General features: G+C 37.2%; 17 protein-coding genes. 12 read left to right on the forward strand and 5 right to left on the reverse strand.

Going from position 1 to position 17,397, the window contains the following annotated elements; all coding sequences use genetic code 11:
• Positions 1-15 precede the first annotated feature (15 nt).
• Entirely contained in the window at positions 16-495 is a 480-nt protein-coding gene (locus ABEG20_RS03000) for a methylated-DNA--[protein]-cysteine S-methyltransferase (protein WP_406825916.1), read from the reverse strand.
• A 173-nt stretch (positions 496-668) separates the two neighbouring features.
• Here ABEG20_RS03000 and ABEG20_RS03005 point away from each other — a divergent pair, with 173 nt between their 5' ends.
• The 4 genes from ABEG20_RS03005 (at position 669) to ABEG20_RS03020 (ending at position 4,128) form a co-directional block, all read left to right on the forward strand.
• On the forward strand, positions 669-1,334 hold the full coding sequence (locus ABEG20_RS03005) for a heme exporter protein CcmB (protein WP_090499499.1): 666 nt from the start codon (positions 669-671) through the stop codon (positions 1,332-1,334).
• Between the two features lie 55 nt (positions 1,335-1,389).
• Positions 1,390-2,052, forward strand: coding sequence for a cytochrome c biogenesis protein CcsA (gene ccsA, locus ABEG20_RS03010; RefSeq protein WP_406825917.1), 663 nt, complete (start codon positions 1,390-1,392; stop codon positions 2,050-2,052).
• A gap of 1 nt (position 2,053) precedes the next feature.
• Positions 2,054-2,272: a CcmD family protein gene (locus ABEG20_RS03015; RefSeq protein ID WP_406825918.1), complete on the forward strand. Its 219-nt coding sequence runs from the start codon at positions 2,054-2,056 to the stop codon at positions 2,270-2,272.
• 434 nt (positions 2,273-2,706) lie between these two features.
• Positions 2,707-4,128 (forward strand): Glu/Leu/Phe/Val family dehydrogenase, encoded by a 1,422-nt coding sequence (locus tag ABEG20_RS03020; protein WP_406825919.1) that lies wholly within the window; start codon positions 2,707-2,709, stop codon positions 4,126-4,128.
• Positions 4,129-4,268: 140 nt separating this feature from the next.
• Here the strand turns inward: ABEG20_RS03020 and ABEG20_RS03025 are convergent, their stop codons facing one another.
• The 4 genes from ABEG20_RS03025 to ABEG20_RS03040 form a co-directional block, all read right to left on the reverse strand.
• The gene (locus tag ABEG20_RS03025; protein WP_406825920.1) at positions 4,269-5,873 is read right to left on the reverse strand and encodes a Na+/H+ antiporter; all 1,605 of its coding nucleotides are present in this window, start codon (positions 5,871-5,873) and stop codon (positions 4,269-4,271) included.
• Between the two features lie 269 nt (positions 5,874-6,142).
• Positions 6,143-7,534, reverse strand: a complete 1,392-nt coding sequence (locus ABEG20_RS03030) for a hypothetical protein (protein ID WP_406825921.1) — start codon at positions 7,532-7,534, stop codon at positions 6,143-6,145.
• A 75-nt stretch (positions 7,535-7,609) separates the two neighbouring features.
• The gene (locus ABEG20_RS03035; protein WP_406825922.1) at positions 7,610-9,634 is read right to left on the reverse strand and encodes a hypothetical protein; all 2,025 of its coding nucleotides are present in this window, start codon (positions 9,632-9,634) and stop codon (positions 7,610-7,612) included.
• A 63-nt stretch (positions 9,635-9,697) separates the two neighbouring features.
• Positions 9,698-10,378, reverse strand: a complete 681-nt coding sequence (locus ABEG20_RS03040; RefSeq protein WP_406825923.1) for a hypothetical protein — start codon at positions 10,376-10,378, stop codon at positions 9,698-9,700.
• Between the two features lie 255 nt (positions 10,379-10,633).
• Here ABEG20_RS03040 and ABEG20_RS03045 point away from each other — a divergent pair, with 255 nt between their 5' ends.
• The 8 genes from ABEG20_RS03045 (at position 10,634) to ABEG20_RS03080 (ending at position 17,380) form a co-directional block, all read left to right on the forward strand.
• Positions 10,634-11,068 carry a cytochrome c maturation protein CcmE gene (locus ABEG20_RS03045; RefSeq protein WP_108200707.1) on the forward strand — a complete coding sequence of 145 codons (435 nt, stop codon included), beginning with the start codon at positions 10,634-10,636 and terminating at the stop codon, positions 11,066-11,068.
• Between the two features lie 5 nt (positions 11,069-11,073).
• The gene (locus tag ABEG20_RS03050) at positions 11,074-13,539 is read left to right on the forward strand and encodes a heme lyase CcmF/NrfE family subunit (RefSeq protein ID WP_406825924.1); all 2,466 of its coding nucleotides are present in this window, start codon (positions 11,074-11,076) and stop codon (positions 13,537-13,539) included.
• 4 nt (positions 13,540-13,543) lie between these two features.
• Positions 13,544-14,308 (forward strand): Rossmann-like and DUF2520 domain-containing protein, encoded by a 765-nt coding sequence (locus ABEG20_RS03055; RefSeq protein ID WP_406825925.1) that lies wholly within the window; start codon positions 13,544-13,546, stop codon positions 14,306-14,308.
• Between the two features lie 40 nt (positions 14,309-14,348).
• Positions 14,349-14,681 carry a 2Fe-2S iron-sulfur cluster-binding protein gene (locus ABEG20_RS03060; RefSeq protein WP_406825926.1) on the forward strand — a complete coding sequence of 111 codons (333 nt, stop codon included), beginning with the start codon at positions 14,349-14,351 and terminating at the stop codon, positions 14,679-14,681.
• 91 nt (positions 14,682-14,772) lie between these two features.
• Positions 14,773-15,015, forward strand: coding sequence for a Fe-S cluster assembly protein IscX (iscX, locus tag ABEG20_RS03065; protein WP_293744473.1), 243 nt, complete (start codon positions 14,773-14,775; stop codon positions 15,013-15,015).
• A gap of 71 nt (positions 15,016-15,086) precedes the next feature.
• A complete protein-coding gene (locus ABEG20_RS03070) occupies positions 15,087-15,614 on the forward strand; it encodes a KdsC family phosphatase (RefSeq protein WP_406825927.1) in 528 nt (175 codons plus the stop codon).
• A gap of 441 nt (positions 15,615-16,055) precedes the next feature.
• On the forward strand, positions 16,056-16,886 hold the full coding sequence (locus tag ABEG20_RS03075) for a universal stress protein (protein ID WP_406825928.1): 831 nt from the start codon (positions 16,056-16,058) through the stop codon (positions 16,884-16,886).
• 104 nt (positions 16,887-16,990) lie between these two features.
• The gene (locus tag ABEG20_RS03080) at positions 16,991-17,380 is read left to right on the forward strand and encodes a hypothetical protein (RefSeq protein WP_406825929.1); all 390 of its coding nucleotides are present in this window, start codon (positions 16,991-16,993) and stop codon (positions 17,378-17,380) included.
• The last annotated feature ends 17 nt before the right edge of the window (positions 17,381-17,397 follow it).

Here is a 17,397-nt window from a genome sequence, read left to right on the forward strand (position 1 = left end):
CAAAAAAATATGGTTTTAAAATTTTAGTTCAGTTTGTCCTTTCCGGGCAACTTCACGTTCGTGTTGCAACAGCCATTGTTTACGCCATAAACCACCGGCATAACCAACAAGTTTGCCATTGCTGCCAATTACCCTGTGGCATGGCACTACAATCGCTATATTGTTCTTTCCGTTTGCAGCGGCAATAGCCCTTATCGCTAATGGATGATGAACCGAAAATTTAGCATAAGAAATCGTTTCGCCAAAAGGTATGGTCAATAAATTCTGCCAAACCTCCCGCTGAAATTCGGTTCCTTTCTGTTTCATCGGGAAATCGAAATCCTTAAGATTTCCATTAAAATATTCTTTTAATTGGTTGGCAACTTTTATGGTCAGTTCGTTTTCTTTCAAATCAGCAATATCCTTTTCTTCAAAGGTAACGGCATGCACAAAATCCTCATCAGAAAGGATGATTAATCTGCCGACAGGTGTTTCTATAACTGATGCGTAGTTCATATTTATGTTTTACCACAGATTTACACGGATGAACTCAGATCGTTGTGCACCATATTTCATTCCGTTTTTTTGTGCTTCCATGACTAAAATGTCCAGCTTAACCTCTGAACAAAATTACAACAATACAACAATAAAGCCATCCAACAATAAAGCAATTATTTATCTTTGCGGTTATGCAATTGGCCAAAGAGGTTAAATATTTAATTCACAAGGAAGTATTGTTAGAGTGGCGCTCCAAATATACCATTAACGGTGTGTTGCTTTATGTGGTTTCTACTATTTTTACCTGTTACCTCTCTTTTGTTAGCCTGGGCGATAAATTAACGTGGAATGCGTTGTTCTGGATCATCATGCTTTTTGCCTCCATCAATGGCGTATCAAAAAGTTTTTTACAGGAAACCAAAGGTCAGCAATTGTATAGTTACGTTTTGGCAAGTCCGGCTGCGGTTTTAATTTCTAAAACGGTATATAATATACTTCTCATGTTGGTCTTGACCACAATTGCTTTAGGCTTTTATACACTGGTTTTCGATTCTTTTACCCCGCCCGATTTATTGCTTTATTATGTAGCCGTGGTATTGGGCAGTATCAGTTTCTCTACCGTTTTTACTATGGTTTCGGCCATTGCAAGTAAGGCGGGTAATGGGGGAATGCTAATGGCGATCTTAAGCTTTCCGATTATTATTCCGGTATTGATCTTATTAATCAAACTGGCTAAAAATGCAGTTGATGGCTTGCCATGGGAGAATAGTTACGATGAAATTGCGATGTTGCTGGTGGTGAATGTACTCATGGTGGCAACGTCTTTATTGTTATTTCCTTACCTTTGGAGAGACTAAATATGGAAGACGGAAAACGGATGGGGAAATCTACATTCAATAATTAAATATAAATATGCATAAAACTTGGTGGAAAATTTTAGGTTCAATATTGGTGATCTATACTGCAATTGCAGGTTTATTGCTGGGCGTACCCCGTTTACCAATATTAAATGAAACAATCAGAAATCTTTATTTCCACGTACCCATGTGGTTTGCGATGATTGTACTGTTTTCGATCTCTGTTTTTTACAGTGTAAAATCGTTGAGCACCAAAAGTGAAATCGATGATATGAAAGCTGTAGAGAGTGTTAATGCCGGTATTGTTTTTGGTCTTTTAGGTTTAATAACGGGTGCCATCTGGGCGAAATTTACCTGGGGACAGTTTTGGAGTTTCGATCCTAAACAAAATTTTGCCGCCATTTCTATCTTGCTTTATTTTGCTTATTTAATTCTCCGGAATGCGATTGATGAAGAACAAAAAAGAGCAAAGATTTCTGCCATTTACAATATTTTTGCCTTTCCAATGATGGTGGTATTACTTTTTGTTTTACCCCGCTTAAAAGATTCTTTACACCCGGGCAATGGCGGTAATCCCGGTTTTAACAGTTATGATTTAGATAGCCGCATGCGCATGGTATTTTACCCGGCATGTTTGGGCTGGATTTTAATTGGTTACTGGGTGTATACCATCCGTTTCAGAATACGTACTATTGAGAACAAACAACAACATAACTAAAATGAAGAAGATATTTTTCTCCCTGATATTAATGATGGCTACGCTACAGTTATTTGCACAGGATAATGGCGTAGAAATGGCCGATAAGCTACGTAGCGACGGAAAAATTTACGTCATCGTTATCTGCATCGTCATTATACTGGTAGGTTTGCTTGCCTACCTTTTCTTCATTGATAAAAGATTGAAGAAGATCGAAAAAGAAAATCAGATCGGTAAATAAATAAAAGGTCGTTATTGCGATGGCCTGGATAGTTTTTTAGAGGGATCAAATTACATTGATCTCCTTTTTTCTTGCTTTATTTCAGGATGCGAAATTATGATATTCGTAATTAAGATGGTGTTTTTGACTTTCGATTGATCAGTATCGTAATAAAATGGTCATGTGGATATTTTTTTTATAATTTTTTTTGCTAAGATTTGGCCGTTATTAAACCTATCAAAATAGTCGTTTTATTCCTGCTGACAGATGTACATATCATTGTTTAAACCTGTTTAAATGTTGTTTTTGAACATATTTGCATAATTGGTATAAAGCCTTTTACCTGTTCTCTGTAAGGTGGTGTTAGCTGTACACTAAGTATTTTTGCATTTGGATATGTGCGTTTTTTTTAGGCAATTTTGCACCGAAAACTTATTCAATATAAAAAATAAATAATGGCTAATCTAGCAGACGAGAACAAGTTCTTTGCAGATGTTTGTAAGAACTTTGACAGTGCGGCTCAATTTACCAATCATCCTGAAGGTTTATTGAACCAGATTAAAACATGTAATAGTGTATATCGTTTCCAGTTCCCCATCCGCCGCGGAAATGGTTTTGAAGTAATTGATGCCTGGCGCGTAGAGCACTCTCACCACATGAGCCCTACAAAAGGTGGTATCCGTTACAGTGAAATGGTAAACGAAGATGAAGTTATGGCGCTAGCGGCCCTGATGACTTACAAATGTGCTATTGTTAACGTTCCATTTGGTGGTGCAAAGGGCGGTATTAAAATTAACACTAAACAATACAGTGTTGCAGAGTTAGAAACCATTACCCGCCGTTATACTACAGAATTAATCAAGAAAAACTTTATTGGTCCTGGTATTGATGTTCCTGCTCCTGATTATGGATCTGGTGAGCGCGAAATGAGCTGGATTGCAGATACTTATATGACGATGAACCCGGGGCAGCTTGATGCATTGGGTTGCGTTACGGGTAAGCCAATTGCTTTACACGGTATCCGTGGTCGTAAAGAGGCAACAGGCCGTGGTGTGGCTTACGCTGTACGTGAGTGTGTTGAAGTTGCAGAAGATATGGCTAAGCTGGGCTTTAAGGCTGGTTTAGGTGATAAAAGAATAATTGTTCAGGGTTTAGGTAACGTGGGCTATCACTCCGCTAAATTTTTAGCCGAATTTGGTGCAACTATTGTTGGACTTTGCGAGTTTGAAGGTGCTATCTACAATCCTAACGGGTTAAATGTTGATGAGGTTTTTGCACACCGTAAAAACACAGGTTCAATTTTAGATTTCCCTGGTGCTACCAGCTTTAAAAATTCCATGGAAGGTTTGGAGCAGGATTGCGATATCATTGTTCCGGCGGCTTTAGAAAACCAGTTTACTGAGCAAAATATCCGTAATATTAAAGCAAAAATTATTGCAGAAGGTGCCAACGGACCAACTACGCCAGAAGCTGAAGCTATTTTTACCGAAATGGGTGGTATTATCATTCCAGATATGTATTGCAACGCGGGTGGTGTTACGGTTTCTTATTTCGAATGGTTGAAAAACCTTTCTCACGTGGCTTTTGGACGTATGGAAAACCGTTATGCGGCTAATTCAAATGCTAATCTGATCAATACTTTAGAGAACTTAACCGGAAAAACCATTCTTCCGGAGCACCGTTTAATGATTGTTAAAGGTGCATCTGAAATGGAGCTGGTTAACTCTGGACTAGAAGATACGATGATTCATTCGTATCACGAAATCCGCGAAACTTTAATGACAAAACCAGGTACGCAAACGTTAAGAACTGCTGCTTTCGTTAATTCGATCGATAAAATTGCGGTTTCTTACATGAACCTGGGCGTTTGGCCATAAGGGCACAAAGCTGAAAGACTAAAGCTTAAAGCAAAAATCCCTGCAGATGTAACATTTGCAGGGATTTTTTATTACTTGCCAGTTTGCTTACTGTTCTTTAATAACCAGACCTTTTCTATTTATTTAGCTTTAAACCGGCCTTAAGATGTAATGCTCAACTCTTCTAAATCCAGCCGCCATTCTTCTTTTCTGATCACGTCATCGTCGTATTTTTTGTTGCGCTTTAAATGATGTAATTCCTCGCGCTGAAGTTGAATTAAGTCCAGCACAATTTCCCGATAGGCTTTTAAATCTTCTTTATCAATTTCGCCTCTTCTGTAAGCATGGATATTGTCCCTTTTTTCTTTTAAAGAATGGTGTAGCTCTGCTTTTAAATTAACCATTAACTCATTGTGTGTACATTGGAGCTGATAATCTGTATTTAATTTATCTAAGGAAAGATCAATCAATTTTAGTTTAATCTGATTAGCCTGTTCTTGTTCAGTTAACTTACTTTTTGGCTCCGGAATTTTAAGCCATTTAATCACCAGTGGTAGGGTAAGGCCTTGTAAAACCAATGTAATGAAAATGACCACGAAAGTAATGAACAAGATCAGGTTTCTTAAAGGAAAGGCTACCGAATCAGAGATCATTACCGGAATGGAAAGTGCGGCGGCCAAAGATACCACACCTCTCATACCCGCGTAAATAATGATCACATAAGAATGCCATGTCATATCACGATAACGGATCCGTGTTTTTTTATTAAACAGTAGTGTAATCTGAGCTGTTGAAACCAACCATACCAGGCGGACAATAAGAGCCAGTATACTAATCCCAAATCCATAACCGATAGCTTTTGTTATCGGATAATCAGGGCCTAAACCACTTACAATATCTGGTAAGGCCAGGCCAATCAATATAAATACAACACCATTAAGCATAAATACTAATGACGACCATACATTGACGGTTTTTATCCTGGAATTTGAGGTTAGGATGATATGCGATTGACTGGAGAGTAACAAGCCACCTGATACTACAGCCATTACTCCGGAAGCTTCGAAATGCTCGGCAATAATGTACATAAAGTATGGTGTGAGTAAGGTAAGTACAGTATCAATATTGTCGGTTGTTGGTAACCAACGGTGGATAACATAAAATATGCCGCCAATAGCAAGGCCAATTAAAATACCCAGGCCGGCAACAGTAACGAAACTTACCGCCGCATCCTGCATTACAAATGAGCCGCTAACTACAGTAGCTAATGCAAATTTAAACACAATTAAACTGGAAGCATCATTTACCAAACTTTCTCCTTCCAGTAAAGTACTTACAACCTTCGGAATCTTCATGCCTTTTAATACTGCTGCTGCGGCAACGGCATCGGGCGGTGAAACAATGCCCCCCAATAAAAAGCCCAGCGCCAGGGTAAAACCTGGTATAAACACTACAGATGCATAAGCAACAGCCATTGAGGTAATGAAAACCAAACCCACGGCCATTAAAAATATGGCTCCCTTATATTCCCAAAAATCTTTCCACGAAGTAAACCAGGCCGCTTCATAAAGTAAGGGTGGCAAAAAAAGTAAGAAAACAATATCCGGATCGATTTTAATATGTGGAATACCAGGAATAAAGCCAATCAGTAAGCCGGCCAATACCAAAAAGATAGGATAGGAGATTTTTATCTTCTGGCCAACCATCACCAATAGGGTTACACCTAAAAGTAAAACCAAAATAAGAATCAAATTATCGTGAAGCATTTAAGATGTTTTTGGGTTATTAACTTACGAATATACCAACGTTTAGTTAATAAAATAAAGAACAAATATAACAGCGCATGTTTCGGTTTTATTTTGGAAAGGAGAAGTCTGTGTTTTATAAGAGCAGATTAGGCTTGCTGTACCTCCTGCCAATTGAAGGAACCGGCATACGTCCCATCAAGGTTTGGATGCGAAGGTTTGTTTTTAATTTCTCCATTGTATTGGGGTGCAGAACGTTTTTAAATCACCTTACCGATACGGGAAATACTTTACTTGCTTACCGGAATATCAACAGATAAATTAAGATCCAGGGAATGGTTGAAGCCATTTTTAAATACGTTTAAAAGCTGCATAAGGGCATTGGCATCCCTGTTTACGAATAAAAGTTCCGATTCTAATTTAATTTTATCTTTTCCTGAACTTTTTGCATTCAGCTCTATCTGACTGAAGATATTCAGATTATTGCTAACTGTTAGGAAGGGTATTTGGTTAATCAGCTTTTTTATATCCACTTTCAAGTAAAAGAAATTATCTGCTGCTTCCATTTTAAGGTCTGACTTAGTGTTTGACAATGTGCTCAATTGAATGTTACCATTGTAACCCTTAAAGTAAACCTGGTACAGCGGAATCATTGTGGCACTAATTTTTCCTGTTGCTTGATCAAGTAGCCCTGACGATTTAAGGTAGTTACTTACCTCCTGGTCATTTGCACTCATATTTAGGGTCATGCCCGGAATCTTCCGCTCTCTGGCCACTTTCTTTTCTACCTGTTCAAAGTCATCATTGTATTCGTAAGTGATAACAGTGTCAATCTGCTTTACAGTACTGGTCCATTCAAAATCCAGATAACCTTTATAAAACTTGAAAAAGTTATCCTTAGAAAATGCTGAAGAGCTAGCGGTAGTATTTTTTTTAGATGAATCAGGTTTGAATTTGCCGTTTAACCACATACTTACTGTACTTTCTGGATTCAAAATTCGGTGTTTGGGTTGTGCAGCAGGTTCGAACCACTTGTTCATCAAATCACTTTTCAAAGTAATTTTTCCATCATTAAAATTAATCTTGCTTAAGTTTTCTGCATCTTGAAAAGAAAAGTGATCGGATAGTCCAGCCATTTGCTCAAACTGGCTATCGCTAATTTTAACCATGTTTTTCTGAGCCAATATTTCTTCCATAGCTTTTTTAACAAGTTCCTTTTTAGGCGTAAATGCTAGTACTAAAGTTTTTTTGTTAAACAAAAGGCAAAGTGTTGAGTCGGCTGACTGGAAAAAATTAGTGTCTTTTTTTATTAATGAGCGTTTTTTTAGTATAAAGCGTTTAAAAGCCAAACAATCAGCTATTGCTAGACGCGAAAAAAATGTATTTTTAAGCTTTCCTTTTAAAGCATAGATGTAAATGCTGGCAGGAATTTTTAAGCCTGTATTTAAATCATTAACCTTTTCTTTAATTCCTTTCTTATCTGCTCCATATTCATTGGGGTGTTTGAGGTAACTAACCGCCATAGTTTTGTATAACTCATCCACGTTTATTTTAAATAAAGTTGCTGTAGTTGCAGGAATTAATACATTATTGGCCTGGATTTGCCTGTATTTAAAAAAACCAAAATAAAAAACAAGCAGCAATACGACTATTACTGCTGTTATTTTTAAAAATTTCACCATAATCAGGTTAATCGGTTAATTGTTTATATCGGTAATTAGCATTTGTATACTGCCAGTTGTAAACCGCAAACTGAACTACTTTGCCGCGTTTTCAATTAACGAGAACAAATATTTCAATGCATTTTCATGTCCGTTCGGAATTTCTGCGCTGATATCTGCCGATACCACATTACCTTTAATTGGGTTAGATTTCATATATATATTACCCATTTTTTCTAAGGTACTGTTGAATTTTTTAGCAGTTTCCTCACCACCAATTTCTGAGGCGGGTACTTTACCTACCAGGTTTTGGGCATTAAATAAAAAGCTGAAATTGTTCCTGCTCAATAGCTGCTTATGCATTTTACTTAATTTATTGCCACTGTATTGATTGTTTTGAATGCCCTGCATTTCGGTTAATGAATTGCCAAAAAACACAATACCATCTTTAATCTGGAAATAAATATCAATCGGACTTTTCTTTTCCATTATTTTATAAATGGTGCCCTCTGCACTGACAAAGTTTTTGTTTACCCCATATTTAATCAGTTTATTGATCAATCTGGTATCTTCAGAAGAAAACATGAAAAGGAAATCAGGTAAAGTTTCATTTTTGGTTTTTGTTACTTCTTTCTGTTTATAATCGTCATCATACTCATAAGAAGTATAAGTAATTTCTTTTGTATTTAAGCCATTAATTACAAACAACGCATCGCCCTTAATTACTTTGCTAACAGCTTCTTCATCCAACAAAAGAGAAATCAGATCAGCGGCCAGGTCCATTTCTTCATCCATTTTAGCACCCATAAAAGAGCCATATGTTTGTTTCAATAATTTAGGAAATTCTTCCAGGTAAGCTTTGGTATCAATAGAATAGCTCATAAAACCAAGTGCTTTTTCGCTGTTCACATATTTCAGGAACTTTTTGTTCAACTTTCTGTTCAGGATTTTTTTATAGGAATCTGCTTGTTCCTGTGATAATTCCAGTCCCGTTGAGATGCGAAAACTTTTGTTGTCCATAAAAAGCTTGGCATTTAGACTACGATAACCTTTCATCAATCCAGCTTTACCGTAAGTTCCGAAGTTTGGGGAAATCGCATTATATGCATCTTGAAGGCTTGAAACCCAAAGTTCTGCAATAGCTTTATTATCTAAACTCGCAGTGTACGATTTATTACTTTCGATAGACTTATCCGTACCATTAAAAATCTGGTCAGCCTGAGCGGTCATCCAAACCAGTGCCAGCCTTTTTTTCTTGGCATCCTGTTCTGCCCGTTCCTGCTGATAGGTATCGTATTGCTTATCAATCATACCGGGAGCTGTGGCCATATCGCTTACCGTGTCGGTTGCTAATGCTACAGGCTGATCAAAATCTGTATCGTTTTCGGCGATCTTTTTAGCTTTTTTGGTAGTTTTCTTTTTGCCTGTTTTTTTTGTTCTAACAGGTTTTCGGGCATTTTTTTTAACTACAGGTTTTTTCTCAGCTTTTACTTTTTCTACTATTGGTGTTGCATCAACCGTCTCCACCATAGGCTCGTCTGTTGTTGCATAGGTAGAATCAACAGCCACACTATCCGTAACCATGGCATCGTCATGCATAAACCTGATATCTTTAATTCCATAACGGGCAGATTTGGCAGAATCGGCAAAAAAAGAACTGCTAATGCTCCCTGTTACAAAATAGAGCATGTTATTGTCCCATTTAATTATGCTCGTGCTATCAGGCATAACCATCGTCCGGATGTTGCCCTGTTGCGTAAATTTTTTCTCTTTATTTTCAATCAGGCTTTCAAATTTTTTAGCATCTTTTATTGGAATCAGAAAACAGTTGTAGATAATACTATCACTTAACTGGTTAAAGTAATACATGGTTTTTTCCACGTTAATTCCAAAATCTTCTATACTGGTAAAATTCTTATCAAGTGATTTTGAAGTTTCGGTCAGTAATTTCTTGCCCAGAAAAGATTCGTTAAAATCTTTAACAAACATGAGTTTGAAAACGTTATCGCCTTTAATGGTCGCAACCGTAAAAGCATCTGCAGGTATTTTTTTAACCAGATCCTGCGCTTTGGCCAAATTAAATAATAGCAGAAGGGAGAAGGAAAATAGAATTTTTTTCATTTAGACAGATTTTTTAGAGATAAGCCCTTTGTCTTGTTCATGAGATAAAAGACAAGGGCGATTTTATTTAGAAAGTTGGATAGTGTTAGATACGTTAATTTTACCGTTAATTAAATCCGTAATGTTGCTTTTTAACATCACTGCTTTTTTAGATTTTGATACATTTGATGCCGGATTGCTAGTACTTGTTACAACAGATTCGAAACGATAGATGCTGGTGTAGGTTGCACCATTAAAAACGGCCTTGTCTTTAGCTTTTAATTTATTGAATTCTGTTTTAGCAGTACCAATGGACTGATATTTCCGGCTAAAGGTTTTTGTGGCCTTATTATAGGTATAAGACGAGGTATTGGCCGCCTTAATTTTTTGCCGGGCAAGAATATTTTTAGTAATGTTATTGATATTGGAAACATCTTTAAAAGAAAAGCTAATGGTTGCGATGTAGTTATTAAAGTCACTTGTACTTTTTACATTGGAAATACCTTCTGATTTTCTTAAATAAGCAACTGCTTCATTTAATTCTTGCTGGATTTTCTGTTTACCCGGTACTTTATAGCCCTGTACACTATCCAGCAGCATGATCGAAGCCACCTTGGTTTTACTCTGACTGAGGTTGATGGTCAGAATAACATCACCGTTACCATCGTTTTTCATCGAAATTTCTTCAATTACCTCAAAGCAGGAGCTTAAAAAAGGTATTAAAATGATAAATAACAAAAGCTTGTAAAACTGTTTCAAGTTCATATTAATCCGGTTTATGTTTTACGGTAGAATGTAAATGGGAATGATTATCTGAAAGGCCAAACTTAATAATTTCACGACAAACTTTTCAACGATTTAGCATATTCATTTAGATTGATTATAAATATGGGCTTACGTAAAAAATATTTCCTTCCAAAAATCAGATGATTGTCAATATAAAGACAAGAAAAATGTAAAAGAATGCTTGCTAAGCCTATTTTTCTATCTTTGTTGCCAGCTTTTACAACAAGTATAACCATGAAGAAAAGTGCAATCATTGGATTAATTACCATCGCAATTTCTGTAGGAATTTTATTTAGCTTAAATGCAAATACCGATACCTATTCTAATTTTAAACAGGCGACGCTTTCCGAAAAGGAAGAACATGTGATGGGCTATTGGGTAAAATCGATGGGTACTTATTATGATGCGGTAAAAGATGCGAACCATTTTTCATTCCACATGAAAGATGAAAAGGGAGAAGTGAGAGAGGTAATTTACGCGGGTACCAAACCACAGGATTTCGAAAAATCAGAAAAATTAGTGCTTATTGGTAAAATGGATAAGGACAAATTCTACGCATCGAAAATTTTAATGAAATGCCCTTCTAAGTATAATGATAATCTGGTAGAGATTAATAAAGATGGCAAAGTAGACACCGTAGGTAAGTACGGCGAGAAAAAATATAACTAAGTTTAATGGATATTCAATTTGTAGGCGAACACCTGTTACCAGGTAAAATCGGACAGTTTTTTATTGTACTGGCTTTTAGTGCATCATTATTATCAACTATATCGTATTTTTTTGCCAGTCGCGATAAAAATTTAGAAGACAAATCCTGGCGTAACTTAGGCCGGATTGGATACCTGGTTAATTTTGCCGGTATTATCGGTATTGGCGCCATTTTGTTCTACCTGGTATTGGGCCATTATTTCGAATATTATTACGTTCAATCCCATTCTTCAAAGCAACTTCCGGTATATTATATCATATCTGCCTTTTGGGAAGGGCAAGAAGGGAGTTTTTGGCTCTGGGCTTTCTGGCAATCCTTTCTAGGTACATTATTAATCTGGAAAGCAAAATCATGGGAAAGCCCTGTTATGACGGTTGTTGCTTTCTCTCAGGTGTTTTTAACCTCCATGCTTTTAGGTGTAGAGATTTTTGGCGAGCGGATTGGAAGCTCTCCCTTTATTCTATTGAGAGATGCATTGGATTTAAAAGCACAGGCTCCGGTCGTTTTTGCAAATCCTGAAAATTACAAAAACTACCTGAAGTTCATCACCGATGGAAAAGGCTTAAATCCATTGCTGCAGAACTATTGGATGGTGATCCACCCGCCAACCTTGTTTTTAGGTTTTGCCAGTATGGTGGTTCCTTTTGCTTATGGAATTGCAGCTTTGTGGCAAAAAAGATATAAAGAGTGGATTAAGCCCGCTATGCCATGGACGCTTTTTGCCGTAATGGTTTTGGGAACAGGTATTATTATGGGGTCTTTCTGGGCTTACGAAGCATTAAACTTTGGTGGTTTCTGGGCTTGGGATCCTGTTGAAAATGCTTCCCTAATTCCGTGGTTAACCTTAATCGGAGCATTGCACGTGATGATTGCCTATAAAAATACAGGACATGCTTATTTCACCGCAATTGCTTTGGTCTTCTTAAGTTTCTTGTTGGTATTGTATGCCTCGTTTTTAACCCGAAGCGGGATTTTAGGTGATACATCTGTACACTCATTTACTGACATGGGCATGTTTGGACACTTGATTTTATACAATGTGGTATTCGCGGTGTTGGCTATTGTGCTGATTGTTGTGAGATGGAAAGAATTGCCGATCACGACTAAAGATGAAGAAACATACTCCCGTGAATTCTGGATGTTTGTGGGTGCTTTGATCGTTACAATGGCCTGTATTCAAGTTATTTTTTCTACATCTGTACCGGTATTCAATAAAGCATTTGGTACAAGTTTTGCCCCTCCTCCTGACGCAATAAAATATTATAACCAATGGCAGGCACCGTTTGTAATCATAATTATTTTAATCTCCGGATTTTCTCAGTATCTGAAATACAAAAGAACTGATCCCCGTAAGTTTTACAGTAGCCTGGTTTCAGCCATTTTATTTGCAGTTGTTTTATCAGGAGGTTTGGTCTACATAACGAATATTTATACCAATACCATGTACATACTGATTACTTTCAGTTGCATGTTTGCTATTTTATCTAATGCAAGTATTTTATATCAGGCTTTTGGTGGTAAGGCTAAGCTAGCTGGAGCTGCGGTGGCACATATTGGTTTTGCATTGTTAATTTTAGGCGCTTTAATTTCTGCGGCTACCAACAAACCTTTATCCATTAATGCAAATAATTTTATTCCGGTAAAGGATTTTGAGAAAACAGAGAAGCCCGGAGAAAACATTATGTTGTATAAAAACGAACCTAAACAAATGGGTAAGTACACGGTAACTTATGTGAGCGATACCACTCAGGCCCCGAATACTTTTTATACGCTTAATTTTAAGATTGTGGATAAAGATGGTAAGGTTAAAGAAGATTTTGATTTGCACCCCCATACGCAGGATAATGAAAAAATGGGTTTAATTGCCTCTCCTGATACTAAACATTACCTTACATATGATGTGTACACGCACATTACCAGTGCAGCAGTTAAACAAACCGCTCATGATGACCATGAAGGACATTCTGATGATGAAAATTACAAAGCACCACGTATTGTTAAGGTTTCTGCAGGAGATACTATTCATACCTCCAGCGGAGTTGTTACGGTTAAAGATTTAGATCGAAAACCTACCGCAAAAGATTTAGCATTGGCTCAGGGAGATTATGCTGTGGGCTTACCGTTAGAGGTTAATGCTGCAGGTAAAATTTATAATACAGAGCCTATTTTCTTAATTAAAGGAAATAATACTTTCGATTTTGCACGTAAGATTGATGAATTGGATCTGAAATTCCGCTTTTCAAGAGTTTTACCAGATGAGAAAAAAGTAGAGCTTCAAATTTTTGAGAAACCACAGCAGGCTAAAGACTGGGTAGTTTTTAAAGCGATAGAATTTCCTTTCATCAATTTATATTGGGCTGGTACCATTGTAATGGTTGTGGGTTTCTTACTGTCAATTTTCAGGAGGAGAAAAGAGGCCAAAACTGCATAAAATTATGAAGATCGTTTTATTGGGGTCGGGGAATGTTGCCACACATTTAGCAAAGGCACTAAAAGCCAAAGGTGAAGAGGTGATACAGGTATACAGCCCAAATTTAAACCATGCAAAATTATTGGCTGAAGCGATTGAAGCCGATGGTATAAACGATCTTAACGACCTTGAACAAAGTGCTGATTTATATATCATCTCTGTAAAGGATGATGCCATTGAAAGCGTTGCAAAATCATTAAAAAATGTAACTGGCCTGGTGGTACATACCTCTGGCACTGCCGACATTGATATTTTATCATCACAAATTAAGAATGCAGGCATTTTTTATCCTTTGCAAACTTTTTCAAAAGATAAAGAGGTTTCATTTGAGAATATTCCGCTCTGTATCGAAGCAAACGGTGAAAATCAATTAACGGTTTTAAAAAAACTCGCTGCTAAAATAAGTAGGGAGGTGCATGAGTTAAATGGCGGGAAGCGAAAAGTATTACACCTTGCAGCCGTATTTGCCTGTAATTTCCCGAATCACCTGTACGCTTTAGCCAATAAAATTTTAAATCAGAATGGCTTGGATTTCCAAATCATCAGGCCTTTAATTGCAGAGACAGCAGAAAAGGTAATGGGCAACCTGCCCGAAAATGTGCAAACCGGGCCGGCAATCAGAGCTGACGAAAGTACATTAAATAAGCATTTGAGCATGTTAACCGATATGCCCGAATTGCAGAACATTTATCAAACATTGAGCAATAGCATAAAATTAACGCTGAAATAGCATAATTACGGCTTTTGCTTATTACTTTTGCAAAATAATTATGAGCATTTTTAAACTGAAAATAAATTTTGAAGAAGCAGATCACGAATCTATTGAATTACCAATAGCCGCGGGAGAATCTGTTTTAGATGTTTGCCTCGACAATGGAATCGAATTACAGCACAATTGTGGAGGTGTTTGTGGTTGCAGTACCTGCCATGTGTACGTAACCAGGGGAATGGATAATATCGAAGAAATTTCTGATAAAGAAGAAGACTTTATTGATAGGGCTGTTCGACCAAAAATTACTTCGCGTTTAGGTTGCCAGTGTGTGGTAATTAACGGCGATATCGAAGTAACCATTCCAGATCAGTCTGGTTTTATGGGGCACTAGTTAGTTTGGAGTTTGGAGTCCTTAGTTTGGAGTCTGAAACTTTACAACATTAAAACAAACATTCAACTTTACAACAACAAACGAACAAAACATGAATAACGATAAATTTGCTTTACCTTTTTACTGGAACGATTATGAAGATATTGCCATGTCTTTATATGAGAAATTTGGTGATGATTTTACAGAAGCCAAAATCTACCGTATTCGCTTCACCGAACTTTTAGAATGGGTTTTATCATTGCCTAACTTTAAAGGAACTCGCGAAGAAAGCAATGAAGGCCATTTGGAGCAAATTCAATCTGCCTGGGTTTACGAATGGAGAGATAACCAGTAATTAGTCCTGAGTTCGGAGTCCTCAGTCCTGAGTCGGCACCGAGCGCTTAACCCTAAACGCTAAACGCGACAATGTTTCTCCAGAAATTAAAAGAAATTTCCACTTTCATTTTTGATGTAGATGGTGTACTTACTGATGGATCAGTTCAGGTTACTGATAGTGGTCAATCGTTGCGCACTTTTAACATTAAAGACGGTTATGCCATGCAACTGGCCGTAAAAAAAGGCTATAATATTTGTATTATATCTGGTGGAGATGGTGTTGCGATGGGTAAGCGTTTCTTTAACCTGGGTATAACCGATGTTTTCCTGGGAACTGGAGATAAGGTAGCTATTTTCAAGCAATATCTTCAGGATAAGAATATCACTGCAGGAGAAGTGCTTTACATGGGCGACGATATCCCTGATTTAAAAGTAATGAAACTCGTAGGGCTTCCTACCTGCCCGGCTGATGCTGTAGAAGAAATAAAAGCGATTTCCACGTTCATTTCTCCATATTACGGTGGCAAAACTGCTGTGCGCGATATTATTGAGAAGGTGATGAAAGTACAGGGCAGGTGGCACGACGACAAGCCAAACGCTGCCGATTCGGGAAAATAGATTGATTTCTTAGCTCCATAGTGATTAGCCAATGTTCATTCGTCATCAGTTGACTGATAATGAGTTCATCTATAACTTTTATTAGATAATATCCCTAAAGAAATCGTCATTCCTAACTTGATTGGGAATCTTCGTGTAAGCTTTAAGATTAGCTTCGCTGAGCACTTTGTAGTTCCCGCATGCGCGAGAATGACGGCCATTCTATTAGATTCTGCGAATGGTAGCGTAATAGAAGCATCTGCCTCTAATGTATTATAGCTTTCTTTGTTCCGCTTCCACTTCTGCAAAAGAACTAAACTAAGAAGTAGAATGACGTTTCCATTATAAATCTCCAGGATAAAAATTTGCAATACAGTACATTATATACGAAATTTACATCAATAAACTAATCAATCGATTGATTAGTTTATTGATGTAAAAAAACATAATAATCTTGATCATATGAGTACCTATCTTGTGCCTGTCGATTTTTCTAAAACAGCTGATCATGCCGCTAAATATGCGGCCAGACTAAGCTTCACTATGGAGAATGCTAAAATTATCCTGCTTAACGCTTACTACGTTTCTGAATATGAGAGTATTCTCCCAACACCAGATATGGTGATCACCACCAACTCACAAATTGAGGATGAAATTAAGAGCAGACTGGAAGCTTTGGAGAAATTAAAGGCGAAAATGCTGGAGATTAACCCGGATGCCGAAATTGAGGTATCATTAACAAGGGAAACCATACTGAGATCCATTATCAATCGGATTAATAAGGAAGAAATCGATTTGATTATTATTGGCAGCAATGGTAAAAAAGCCAAGGATGAAAGCGATATCGGTTCAAATGCCATTAAAATTTCTAAATCAAGCCCTGTACCGGTTTTGGTTGTGCCACCTAAGGCGGTTTACCAATCCATCAGAAAGGCCGTTTTAGCCTGCGATTTTAAAAAGGTTCGTGAAGTAATTCCGATGCAAGCCTTAAAAAACATCCTGAGTAAACATGCCCTCGAGCTTTTGGTACTCAACATCAATTCCGGTCGTGCCATCGATTCGAAAGAAGAACATTTTCTGCAGGAAATGCTAAAAGATTTTGCACCTGCGTACCATTATGCTGATCATCCCGATACCATAAAAGGAATCGTCAAATTTGCTAAAAGTGAAGAGGCTCAGTTAATTATTGCGCTTCCAAAAAAATATAGTTTTTTCGAAAGTTTATTGCACGAAAGTGTATCTCAAAGGTTAACCATTAAATCGCATGTTCCGGTGTTATTGTTAAAAGATTGATATATTTTATTCTGCAACAGCTAAGTTACATGGAGCTGTTAAACTTTCATTTTCTTTTGCACTCCAATAAACTCAATTTGAACCAAAAACAACAAAAGAAAAACATGAAAAAGTTAATGATGATTTGCGGATTAATGCTAGGTATAGCTGGTTTCGCTAATGCGCAACAAGGCGGTGGACCAGGTAGAATGATGATGAAACCTGAAGAGAGAGTAAAACTGTTAGACGAAAAATTAAAGTTATCTGATGATCAGAAAACAAAGCTGACCACCGTTTTTACGGAGCAGGCCGAAACCATGAAAAAAATGCGTGAAGAAATGCAAGGTGGTGGCGACAGAGATGCCATGAGAGAGAAAATGCAAAAAATGCGTGCTGATAATGATGCAAAAGTAAATGCAGTACTAACTGATGATCAGAAAAAAACTTACGAAGCCTGGCAAAAAGAGCAACGTGCAGAGATGGAAAAGCGTAGACAAGGTGGTGGAAATAACTAATCTTCATAAAATATAAA

Source organism: Pedobacter sp. KACC 23697, assembly GCF_045348445.1.
GTDB lineage: Bacteria > Bacteroidota > Bacteroidia > Sphingobacteriales > Sphingobacteriaceae > Pedobacter.

Bases quoted from the DNA above. Each gene is read 5' to 3' on its own strand.
- ABEG20_RS03000 (WP_406825916.1), bottom strand. From the start codon at position 495: ATGAACTACGCATCAGTTATAGAAACACCTGTCGGCAGATTAATCATC.
- ABEG20_RS03005 (WP_090499499.1), top strand. From the start codon at position 669: ATGCAATTGGCCAAAGAGGTTAAATATTTAATTCACAAGGAAGTATTG.
- ccsA (WP_406825917.1), top strand. From the start codon at position 1,390: ATGCATAAAACTTGGTGGAAAATTTTAGGTTCAATATTGGTGATCTAT.
- ABEG20_RS03015 (WP_406825918.1), top strand. From the start codon at position 2,054: ATGAAGAAGATATTTTTCTCCCTGATATTAATGATGGCTACGCTACAG.
- ABEG20_RS03020 (WP_406825919.1), top strand. From the start codon at position 2,707: ATGGCTAATCTAGCAGACGAGAACAAGTTCTTTGCAGATGTTTGTAAG.
- ABEG20_RS03025 (WP_406825920.1), bottom strand. From the start codon at position 5,873: ATGCTTCACGATAATTTGATTCTTATTTTGGTTTTACTTTTAGGTGTA.
- ABEG20_RS03030 (WP_406825921.1), bottom strand. From the start codon at position 7,534: ATGGTGAAATTTTTAAAAATAACAGCAGTAATAGTCGTATTGCTGCTT.
- ABEG20_RS03035 (WP_406825922.1), bottom strand. From the start codon at position 9,634: ATGAAAAAAATTCTATTTTCCTTCTCCCTTCTGCTATTATTTAATTTG.
- ABEG20_RS03040 (WP_406825923.1), bottom strand. From the start codon at position 10,378: ATGAACTTGAAACAGTTTTACAAGCTTTTGTTATTTATCATTTTAATA.
- ABEG20_RS03045 (WP_108200707.1), top strand. From the start codon at position 10,634: ATGAAGAAAAGTGCAATCATTGGATTAATTACCATCGCAATTTCTGTA.
- ABEG20_RS03050 (WP_406825924.1), top strand. From the start codon at position 11,074: ATGGATATTCAATTTGTAGGCGAACACCTGTTACCAGGTAAAATCGGA.
- ABEG20_RS03055 (WP_406825925.1), top strand. From the start codon at position 13,544: ATGAAGATCGTTTTATTGGGGTCGGGGAATGTTGCCACACATTTAGCA.
- ABEG20_RS03060 (WP_406825926.1), top strand. From the start codon at position 14,349: ATGAGCATTTTTAAACTGAAAATAAATTTTGAAGAAGCAGATCACGAA.
- iscX (WP_293744473.1), top strand. From the start codon at position 14,773: ATGAATAACGATAAATTTGCTTTACCTTTTTACTGGAACGATTATGAA.
- ABEG20_RS03070 (WP_406825927.1), top strand. From the start codon at position 15,087: ATGTTTCTCCAGAAATTAAAAGAAATTTCCACTTTCATTTTTGATGTA.
- ABEG20_RS03075 (WP_406825928.1), top strand. From the start codon at position 16,056: ATGAGTACCTATCTTGTGCCTGTCGATTTTTCTAAAACAGCTGATCAT.
- ABEG20_RS03080 (WP_406825929.1), top strand. From the start codon at position 16,991: ATGAAAAAGTTAATGATGATTTGCGGATTAATGCTAGGTATAGCTGGT.